Annotated in this window: 9 protein-coding genes; 7 read left to right on the forward strand and 2 right to left on the reverse strand. The window is 30.1% G+C overall.

The features are described from left to right. The first annotated feature begins 184 nt into the window (after window positions 1–184). The 6 genes from cdaA to HMPREF2578_RS02225 all read left to right on the forward strand — a co-directional run bounded on the left by cdaA (window position 185) and on the right by HMPREF2578_RS02225 (window position 7,455). On the forward strand, window positions 185–991 hold the full coding sequence (gene cdaA / locus HMPREF2578_RS02200; protein WP_019835538.1) for a diadenylate cyclase CdaA: 807 nt from the start codon (window positions 185–187) through the stop codon (window positions 989–991). Window position 992: 1 nt separating this feature from the next. Continuing rightward, the gene (locus HMPREF2578_RS02205; protein ID WP_070508230.1) at window positions 993–1,925 is read left to right on the forward strand and encodes a CdaR family protein; all 933 of its coding nucleotides are present in this window, start codon (window positions 993–995) and stop codon (window positions 1,923–1,925) included. A gap of 28 nt (window positions 1,926–1,953) precedes the next feature. Further along, the gene (gene glmM / locus HMPREF2578_RS02210) at window positions 1,954–3,306 is read left to right on the forward strand and encodes a phosphoglucosamine mutase (RefSeq protein ID WP_070508231.1); all 1,353 of its coding nucleotides are present in this window, start codon (window positions 1,954–1,956) and stop codon (window positions 3,304–3,306) included. A 539-nt stretch (window positions 3,307–3,845) separates the two neighbouring features. Further along, window positions 3,846–5,651: a glutamine--fructose-6-phosphate transaminase (isomerizing) gene (glmS, locus tag HMPREF2578_RS02215; protein WP_070508232.1), complete on the forward strand. Its 1,806-nt coding sequence runs from the start codon at window positions 3,846–3,848 to the stop codon at window positions 5,649–5,651. A 20-nt stretch (window positions 5,652–5,671) separates the two neighbouring features. Continuing rightward, window positions 5,672–6,532 carry an ABC transporter ATP-binding protein gene (locus tag HMPREF2578_RS02220; RefSeq protein ID WP_070508233.1) on the forward strand — a complete coding sequence of 287 codons (861 nt, stop codon included), beginning with the start codon at window positions 5,672–5,674 and terminating at the stop codon, window positions 6,530–6,532. Between the two features lie 62 nt (window positions 6,533–6,594). Then, on the forward strand, window positions 6,595–7,455 hold the full coding sequence (locus tag HMPREF2578_RS02225) for a Cof-type HAD-IIB family hydrolase (protein ID WP_070508234.1): 861 nt from the start codon (window positions 6,595–6,597) through the stop codon (window positions 7,453–7,455). 57 nt (window positions 7,456–7,512) lie between these two features. On the opposite strand, the gene HMPREF2578_RS02230 is transcribed toward HMPREF2578_RS02225, so the two are convergent. Then, the gene (locus tag HMPREF2578_RS02230; RefSeq protein WP_049419945.1) at window positions 7,513–8,565 is read right to left on the reverse strand and encodes a hypothetical protein; all 1,053 of its coding nucleotides are present in this window, start codon (window positions 8,563–8,565) and stop codon (window positions 7,513–7,515) included. 128 nt (window positions 8,566–8,693) lie between these two features. Here HMPREF2578_RS02230 and HMPREF2578_RS02235 point away from each other — a divergent pair, with 128 nt between their 5' ends. Continuing rightward, window positions 8,694–9,428, forward strand: a complete 735-nt coding sequence (locus HMPREF2578_RS02235) for a metallophosphoesterase family protein (protein WP_002448650.1) — start codon at window positions 8,694–8,696, stop codon at window positions 9,426–9,428. Window positions 9,429–9,512: 84 nt separating this feature from the next. On the opposite strand, the gene HMPREF2578_RS02240 is transcribed toward HMPREF2578_RS02235, so the two are convergent. Beyond that, the coding region (locus HMPREF2578_RS02240) for a cation diffusion facilitator family transporter (protein WP_070436610.1) at window positions 9,513–10,375 on the reverse strand (863 nt) is incomplete at its 5' end.

The following is a 10,375-nucleotide window of genomic DNA, read 5'->3' on the forward strand; positions in this document are numbered from 1 at the left end:
GAGGGTCAGAGGTTCGAATCCTCTATGGCTCACTTTAAGCACTCCTTAATGGAGTGCTTTTTTATTACCCATTTTTAGTAGTGATTTTCATGAAAAAATTTATAAGTATGACTTTCATAGTATGACAGTTACACCTTTCATTGGTATAATTATGAGTATGAAAGTTATAGACGGAGGAGAGATTATGGATTTTTCCAACTTTTTTAATAATCTTAGTACTTTGAAGATTATTACAAGTATATTAGATATACTTATTGTCTGGTATGTCCTTTATCTTCTCATTACTGTATTTAAAGGAACTAAAGCAATTCAATTGCTTAAAGGTATATTATTTATAGTTATTGGACAACAAGTAAGTAAACTTCTCAATTTAACTGCTACCTCAAAGTTATTTGATATTGTGATTCAATGGGGCGTTTTAGCTTTAATTGTGATATTCCAACCAGAAATTAGACGAGCACTTGAGCAATTAGGGCGAGGGAGCCTATTTAAACGCTATACTAATACTTACAGTCATGATGAAGAAAAATTAATCCAATCTGTATCAAAGGCTGTTCAGTATATGGCTAAAAGACGAATTGGAGCATTAATTGTTTTTGAAAAGGAAACTGGATTGCAAGACTATATTGAAACTGGTATATCAATGAATTCTGCAATATCTCAAGAATTATTGATAAATGTTTTTATACCTAATACACCATTACATGATGGGGCTATGATTATTCAAAATACTAAAATTGCTAGTGCTGCATGTTATTTACCACTTTCAGATAGTAATAAAATTTCTAAAAGTTTAGGTACAAGACATAGGGCAGCCGTAGGAATTTCTGAAGTTTCGGACTCGTTTACTGTGGTAGTATCTGAAGAAACCGGTTCAATATCAGTTACTTTCGATGGTAAATTAAGACGTGATGTTTCTGATGAAGTATTCGAAGAGTTATTAGCTGAACATTGGTTTGGAACTCACGCTCAAAAGAAGGGTGTGAAATAGCATGTTAGAAAGTAAATGGGGATTAAGATTTTTTGCCTTAATATTAGCGATCTTTTTTTATCTTTCTGTTAATAATGTGTTTGGCAATATTTTTAACAATGATAATCTATCTCAAAATTCTTCTAAAACAATTGAAGATGTACCTGTAGAAATTCTTTATAATACCAAAAATTTACATGTTACTAAATCACCAGATACTGTTGATGTTACTATTTCAGGACCACAATCAAAGTTATTGAAAATAGAAAGTTCAGACGATATCAAGGTTACAGTTAATTTATCTAATGCTAAATCTGGAAATTATAAAGAAGATTATATTGTTAAGGGATTAAGTAACGATATTAGTTATAATGTTAAACCTAAACATGCGTATATCACTTTGGAAGATAAAGACACTAAAACTATGCATGTTCAGCCTGATATTGCACAAAACAATATAAATTCAAATTATAAAGTAAGTAAAGCTTTTTTAAATAAAAATACTGTTCAAGTTACGGGTGGTAAAAAGCAATTAGATAAAATTGCATATTTAAAAGCGACATTTAAAAATGCGACTAATATCAGTGAGGATACTACTGATGTAGCTGAAATTACTGCATTTGACAAACAATTGAATAAATTAAACGTTCAAATCAAGCCTAACAATGTTAAAATGTCAGTGAAACTTGAACCTTACAGTAAGAAAGTAAAAATTAAAACCGTTAAAAAGGGTTCATTACCTGACGATGAAAGTTTAGATAACATTAAACTAAATGAGAATGAAGTAGAAATTTATGGTAATAAAGATGATTTGAAGGATATTAATGACATAGAAGCTGATGTAAATTTAGATGATATCACTGAGTCAACTAATAAAACTCTTCAACTCAAAATACCTAAACAGGTTAAGAAATCTGAATTCAATGAAGTCACAGCACATGTCAATTTAAAATAGTAAACTAGATAATAAAGGAGTAATTAAAATGGGAAAATATTTTGGAACAGATGGTGTAAGGGGAGTAGCTAATAAAGAATTAACACCTGAATTAGCGTTTAAGCTAGGTCGCTATGGTGGTTATGTATTAGCACATAATGAAGGAGAGAAACATCCTAGAGTTTTAGTTGGTAGAGATACTCGTGTGTCGGGTGAAATGTTAGAATCTGCTTTAATTGCTGGATTAGCATCAATAGGTGCAGAAGTAATGAGATTAGGAGTTATTTCTACTCCAGGTGTTGCATATTTAACACGTGAAATGGGAGCACAATTAGGGATAATGATTTCTGCCTCTCATAATCCTGTAGCTGACAATGGTATTAAGTTCTTTGGTGCTGATGGTTTTAAACTTTCAGATAAGCAAGAAGAAGAAATTGAACAATTATTAGACCAAGAACAACCTGACTTACCACGTCCTGCAGGTAAAGACATTCTGCATTTTTCAGATTATTATGAAGGTGCACAAAAATACTTAAGTTATCTTAAATCTACTATTGATATAAATTTAGATGGACTTAAAATTACATTAGATGGGGCGAATGGATCAACTTCTTCACTTGCGCCTTTCTTATTTGGTGATTTAGAGGCAACAACAGTTACAATTGGTTGTAATCCAGATGGATACAATATTAATGATGAATGTGGGTCTACTCATCCTGAATATTTAGCTGAAAAAGTTGTAGAAACTGAAAGTGATTTTGGTTTAGCTTTTGATGGAGATGGAGATCGTTTAATTGCTGTTGATGAAAAGGGTAACATCATTGATGGTGACCAAATTATGTTTATTATTGGTCAAGACATGCATAAAAATCATGAATTAAATAATAATATGATTGTATCTACTGTAATGAGTAATTTAGGGTTTTATAAAGCTCTTGAAACAGAAGGCATTCAATCAAATAAAACAAAAGTTGGAGATAGATATGTCGTTGAAGAAATGAGACGAGGCCGTTATAATTTAGGCGGAGAACAATCTGGACATATAGTAATGATGGACTATAACACGACTGGTGATGGACTACTAACTGGCGTACAACTTGCAGCTATTATTAAATCAAGTGGTAAAACTTTAAGTGAGTTAGCAGCCCAAATGAAAAAGTATCCACAATCATTAATCAATGTAAAAGTAACAGATAAACATCATGTATCTGAAAATGAAGACGTTAAAGCTGTTATGAATGAAGTTGAGAATGAAATGAATGGTGAAGGAAGAATATTAGTTAGACCTTCAGGAACTGAACCATTAGTAAGAGTAATGGTTGAGGCAGCTACAAATGAAGATGCTGAACGTTATGCTCAAACAATTGCTAATAAAGTAAAAGAAAAAATGGGATTAAATTAATAGTACCATTTAAAAACAAGAATACACTCTCTTTAAAGTTAAAGCTGTAGAACTGAAAACTTTAAAGAGAGTATTTTTTTAGCAAAAAATATAAATTAAATATCAAATTATGACTATAAGTTTATGAATTAAATATAATAATATTTGCAAATAATTATTAGAAAAGGGTAAAATAGAGAGTATTGGAAGAAAGGAGGATAGATGTAATAAAAATAAAATAAAGCGCCTGGACAAATAATTAAAATGTTAACCATTTAGTATTAATTAAGAGAATGCTAATAGACATATTAATTATATTGTAGACGAGGAGAATAGTTATCGATATAATCGGCGGATGCTATTCCGGATGTGGCACATTCGTTAGCTTATTATTTAAAACATATAGGTAACTAGATGTACAAATATAATAAGAACGCCAAATAGAAAACATAGAAATATGATGTTTAGAATCCAATACAATAAAACGAGCAATGTCTAATTAAAAATTTTATATAACAGATAAAATTATCATATGACTATGTAATGGAGGAAAAAGAAATATGTGCGGAATTGTTGGATATATTGGCTTTGATAATGCCAAAGAATTATTATTATCTGGTTTAGAAAAATTAGAGTATAGAGGATATGATTCAGCAGGAATTGCTGTTGTCAATGATGAAGGGACTACTGTATTTAAGGAAAAAGGTCGTATTGCAGAATTAAGAAAAGTAGCAGATAGCAATGACATTGATGGTCAAATTGGTATTGGTCATACTCGATGGGCTACTCATGGAGTACCTAGTCATATTAATTCACATCCTCATCAATCAAATAATGGACGTTTCACTTTAGTGCATAATGGTGTAATTGAAAATTATGAAGAACTAAAAAGCGAATACTTATCAGATGTAACGTTTAAATCAGAAACTGATACAGAAGTTATTGTTCAATTAGTAGAATATTTTTCAAATAAAGGTTTAGAAACTGAAGAAGCATTCACTAAAGCAGTATCTTTATTAGATGGATCGTATGCTTTAGGTATGTTAGATTCTGAGGATGAAGACACTATTTATGTAGCTAAAAATAAATCACCTTTACTTGTTGGTATTGGTGACGATTTTAATGTTATTGCTTCAGATGCATTAGCAATGATTAAAGTTACAAATCAATATAAAGAAATTCATGATCATGAAATTGTTATTGTTAAAAAAGAAAGTGTAACAATTAAAGATAAAGATGGAAATATTCAAGATCGCCCAACGTATACTGCTCAAATAGATGCATCAGATGCTGAAAAAGGTATTTATGATCACTATATGTTAAAAGAAATTAATGAACAACCAGCAGTAATGCGTCGTATTATTCAAGAATACGAAGATGAAAATGGAGATTTAAATATTGATTCTGAGATTATTAAAGATGTATCGAATGCAGATCGCATTTATATTATTGCTGCAGGGACAAGTTATCATGCTGGTTTAGTTGGTAAAGAATACCTTGAAAAACTATCTGGAGTGCCCACTGAAGTTCATGTGGCATCAGAATTTGTTTATAACATGCCATTATTATCTGAAAAACCTTTATTTATTTATATCTCTCAATCAGGAGAAACAGCTGATAGCCGTGCAGTATTGGTTGAAACAAATAAATTAGGCCATAAGTCTTTAACAATTACAAATGTAGCAGGTTCAACGTTATCTCGTGAAGCTGATCATACGTTATTATTACACGCAGGACCTGAAATTGCTGTTGCATCAACTAAAGCTTATACAGCTCAAATTGCTGTATTATCAATTCTTTCTCAAGTTGTAGCTAAAGCACATGGACGCAATAACGGTATTGACTTATTAAGAGAATTAGCAAAAGTAACAACTGCAATTGAAACGATTGTAGATGATGCACCAGTAATGGAAAAAATTACTAAAGAATTCTTAGAAACGACTAGAAATGCTTTCTTTATTGGTCGTGCGATGGATTACAATGTAAGTTTAGAAGGAGCATTAAAACTTAAAGAAATTTCATATATTCAAGCTGAAGGATTTGCTGGTGGAGAGTTAAAACACGGTACTATTGCTTTAATCGAAGATGATACGCCAGTCATTGCGTTAGCTACGCAAGAAAATGTGAATTTATCCATTCGTGGTAATGTTAAAGAAGTAGTAGCACGTGGCGCTAAACCTTGTATTATTTCAATGGAAGGTTTAGAAAAAGATGGAGACACATATGTGATTCCTCACGTACACGAATTATTAACGCCTTTAGTATCAGTAGTAGCGCTACAATTAATCGCATATTATGCAGCTTTACACAGAGGATTAGATGTTGACAAACCTCGTAACTTAGCTAAATCAGTTACAGTTGAATAATTCAAAAAGCTGGGACATGGATGACATGTCTCAGTTTTTTATTTGATTTGTTAAATAATCAGAATCATCATACACTTATTTTAAGTAGAGGTGATCATTTGATAAATTTAAAACATATCTATAAAAAGAAACACGGAAAAACAATCATTAATGATTTAAATTGGCAGATTGAAGCGGGAGATAATTGGATTCTTTATGGGTTGAATGGTGCAGGAAAAACAACACTATTAAATATCATGAATTCTTATGAAAGTGTATCTCAGGGTGAAATAGAATTGTTTGAAATGATACCAGGAAAAAAAGGATATTCTGCAGAAAACGTTCGTCAACATATTGGATTTGTTTCGCATAGTTTATTAGAAAAATTTCAAGACGGTGAGAAAGTGATTGATGTCGTATTAAGTGGCATATTTAAATCTATCGGTCTATATAAAGAATATTCTGATGAACATACTAAAGAAGCAGAAAAATTATTAAATTTAGTAGGAATGTTATCATATAAAGATCAATATTTAGGATATCTCTCAACAGGACAAAAACAAAAAGTAATGATTGCTCGCGCGCTTATACATCAACCTGATGTACTTATTCTTGATGAACCAGCATCAGGATTAGACTTTTTGGCTAGAGAACAGTTATTATATTTATTAGAAAATTTAAATAAGACATACGCTCATTTGACGATGATTTACGTGACTCATGTCATAGAGGAAATTATTCCTTTATTTAGTAAGATATTTTTATTAAAAGAGGGTAGTTGTTTTGATAAAGGAATAACAAAAGATATTTTAACTGATTCAATTATGTCTAAATTTTTTAATAACCAAATTGAAGTTATTCAATATAGAAATCGATATCATCTTTATATAAAACATAATTGAGTTTGCACTTTGGTTAAATAAGTGTCACAATTTTAAGAAAGAATTAGATGGAGGGTATCACGATGGCATTTGAAAATATTAAAGCAATATTCTTAGATATGGATGGAACACTATTGCATGAAGATAATAAAGCGACTGTAAAAACAAAAGAAGTAATTGATCAGTTAAGAGAAAAAAATTATAAGGTATTTCTAGCAACAGGACGTTCTTATTCTGAAATTCATAGTCTAGTACCAAAAGGTTTTAAAGTAGATGGTATGATTAGTTCTAATGGAACAAGAGGCGATATTGAAGATAAACTTTTATTTAAACATAGTTTGACAATAGATAGTGTAAAAAAAATCGTGCAACTAGCTCAACAACAACACATTTATTATGAAGTTTTTCCTTTTGAAGGAGATAGAATTTCATTAATTGAAGATCAATCATGGATGGAAGATATGATTGATAGTGAACATCCACAAAATGAAGTGAGTGAAAGTGAATGGAAATCACGTCGAGATGCCATGAATGGTAAAATTAATTGGAGAAAAGATATTCCAAATGACGACTATTCTAAAATTTATCTATTCAACAAAAAGTTAAATAAAATTAAAACGTTTAGAGATGAATTAATACAAAATAAAGTGTTATTAAATATTAGCGTATCTAATTCTTCAAGGTTTAATGCTGAGACGATGGCTTATCAAGTGGATAAAGGCACTGGAATTAAAGAAATGATAGATCATTTCGATATTAAACAAGAAGAAACACTTGTTATTGGTGATAGCGATAATGACAGAGCAATGTTTGAATTTGGAGGATACACTGTTTCAATGAAAAATGCACGTCCAGAAATTCAGTCTATTACTGATGATACTACACAATATACAAATGAAGAGGATGGCGCGGCTTTATATTTAGAACAACATTTTTTAAATTAAAATAAGGTAAGAAAGTAGGAGAAACCTGCTTTCTTACCTTTTGTGTTAAATAGTGATTTATTTATCGTTATTCAAATTTTTTTGATGATTTAAGTCTTCTTTAATATGATTTTTTGTCTCATTAAAAGATGAAGGGTCGTTTTTTAACGCTTCTTTTTTATGATTTTTTTCTTTTCGTTTACTTTTTTTCTTTTCTTTTACAGGTCTATTCACATTCTCACCGCGACGTAAGAAATATTGAACAATACCCATTAGAATTATAAAATATAGAATTAAACGTACAATAATAATAAGCGTTTGAGCAATAATTAAAATCACTTGTGCTACATTTTGGGACATATTTCCGGTTAATACAGTTAATATTGTACCAAGTGGTTGTGTAATGATAATAATGAGTAGGTTAATTAATAAGATAGCTAAAAAGAATTTGAACCAAGTTTTACGTCCATTTTTAATGCCTTTAAAGCCGTCTTTAAAATGACCTATAGCACTTAAGTCATTTTTACGTGCAAATGATACAGTATAATTAATCATTAATATAAAGAAGAACCAATATACGATTGAAAGAATGAATCCCATAATGATAATTAAGATAATTTGTACAGTAAGTAAAATGCCAATAGCGTGATCAGATGTACTTACTGACTGTTGAATAGATGTGAATAATGGTGTTAATGCTTTATTAAATAAAAAGTTTAATCCTAATGTGATTAAATATAATACAGCATAAACAATAATAGTAATAAAAGCTAAAAGAAGACTTTTAACATATTTTCCTTTTTTAAAAGCAAAAAATAAATCAGAAAATTGAACAGCTTCTTTTTCAATGGCTTTAGCCATAATATTAAAAGCCCCCGCAAGTAATTGATAACCTGCAAGTATAAAGAATAATAATCCTAAGACTAGGACGAGTATTATCATAGATAATGACGCGCCAGCTGACTGTTGAAATTGTGCTGCTAGTTGCATCTGCATAAAGTTTTGAACGAAGAAAGTTCTAGCAATCACAAATGCCACAAATACAATAATAAAACTTACTAAACTAAATAGTATTGTTTTTATGAGTTGTGACTTAGCATTTTTAAATGCTAAACTATGAAATTTAAACAAAATAAGCACTCCTTTACGTTAATATAATACACAATATCAGAATTTGTGCTTTTTTTAAATTAATATCTAACAATATTATGTTTTAAGTGTTAAAATATGCTAATGATTTAATAATGAAAGGAGACTTTATGGTGAAATTTGCAATTTTAACCGACGTTCATGGTAATTTTGATGCCTTACAAACTGTTTTAGATGATATTGATAATAGAGAAGATATCGATCAAATCTTTAACTTAGGTGATAATATTGGAATTGGCCATGAAACCAATAAAGTATTAGATATGATTTTCGATCGAGATGATATGGAAATTATTGCTGGTAATCACGATGAAGCCATTATGTCAATTGTTAATGGTACACCGTATCCAGAAGATTTAAAAAATAAATTTTATGAACACCATCAATGGATTGAAAGTCGAATGGATGAAGATTACTATGATGTATTAAATACACTACCAAGATATTTAGAAAAAACAATTTGTGGGAAAAAATGTTTATTTATACATTATGAAATTGAAAATCAAAGATTAGAAGAGGGGATTGATAAACAACCATTTGAACCTATTGTAGATAATCAAAAAGAAGAGATAGTTAAATTATTTGAAGATAAGGATGCGGATTTTATAGCTTTTGGACATAATCATCAATTACACTTGTATGATGATAATAACAAAACCTATTTCAATCCTGGTTCAGTAGGACTTAATAATGGTAAATATGCCGTATATGGAATCGTCACAATTAACGAAAATGAGTTTAGTGTTGAAAGAGTAAAATTACCGTATGATAATGAAGAATTTCTTCAAGGATTTGATGAAAAACATGTACCAGGCAAACAATTTATTTTCGATTATTTTATATAAGTAAAAAAAGTCGAGCAGAAACTAATATGAATTCTGTTCGACTTTTTACTTATATTGTAAACTGCGGACATTGTTTGTGTAGTCTTAATGATGAGCGTGCTCTTTATGTAATCCAGAGCATAGTACTGAAGTATCGTGATCATGTTGGGCTGTTTCTAATTGAATTGTCATATGTTGTATATTTAAGTGAAGTAATTCATGTTCTATTTTTTTAAGAAGTCCTTCACAGTCCTGAACAGACATAGTTTCAGAGACGACTGCATGACAACTTAACGCATTCATATCATTTGAAATAGTCCAAACGTGATAATCATGGACATTATAAATTTCATTATGATTTATAATTGTACTAATGATTTTATCTAAATTGACGTCACTTGGTGTACCTTCCATTAAAATATTAAGTGACGAACGTGAAATACCGATTGCACTTTTCAATATAATAATGGAAACTAGAATGCTTGCGATAGGATCAGCAATTGTAAAGTTAAATACGTATATAAGAATAGATGCTATAATGGCACCTAATGAACCAAGTAAGTCTCCTAAAACGTGAATAAAAGCACCGCGCATATTTAAGTTATGTGACGTATCACCGCTTTTAAACATGATTATTGCAACGATAATATTCACTATAAGTCCAATCACACTAATAATAAACATTTCAGTGGATTGCACTTTAATAGGATTGAAAAATCTTCTAATCGCTTCGATGATAATGACGCCACTAATAATTAATAAAGTTATACCATTAAATAAGGCAGCTAAGACTTCAAAACGCTTGTAACCGAATGTTTTAGTTGAAGTAGCATTTTTCTCTGCATAAATAAATGCGATTAAAGCAACTCCTAGTGAAACAGTATCGCTAAACATATGAAGTCCATCTGATAATAGCGCAAGACTATTAGCGATAAATCCTCCTAAAATTTCAACAATCATAAATAAGC

Source organism: Staphylococcus sp. HMSC072H03, assembly GCF_001809305.1.
In the GTDB taxonomy this organism is placed as follows: Bacteria; Bacillota; Bacilli; order Staphylococcales; family Staphylococcaceae; genus Staphylococcus; species Staphylococcus hominis.

Bases quoted from the DNA above. Each gene is read 5' to 3' on its own strand.
- cdaA (WP_019835538.1), top strand. From the start codon at position 185: ATGGATTTTTCCAACTTTTTTAATAATCTTAGTACTTTGAAGATTATT.
- HMPREF2578_RS02205 (WP_070508230.1), top strand. From the start codon at position 993: ATGTTAGAAAGTAAATGGGGATTAAGATTTTTTGCCTTAATATTAGCG.
- glmM (WP_070508231.1), top strand. From the start codon at position 1,954: ATGGGAAAATATTTTGGAACAGATGGTGTAAGGGGAGTAGCTAATAAA.
- glmS (WP_070508232.1), top strand. From the start codon at position 3,846: ATGTGCGGAATTGTTGGATATATTGGCTTTGATAATGCCAAAGAATTA.
- HMPREF2578_RS02220 (WP_070508233.1), top strand. From the start codon at position 5,672: ATGACATGTCTCAGTTTTTTATTTGATTTGTTAAATAATCAGAATCAT.
- HMPREF2578_RS02225 (WP_070508234.1), top strand. From the start codon at position 6,595: ATGGCATTTGAAAATATTAAAGCAATATTCTTAGATATGGATGGAACA.
- HMPREF2578_RS02235 (WP_002448650.1), top strand. From the start codon at position 8,694: ATGGTGAAATTTGCAATTTTAACCGACGTTCATGGTAATTTTGATGCC.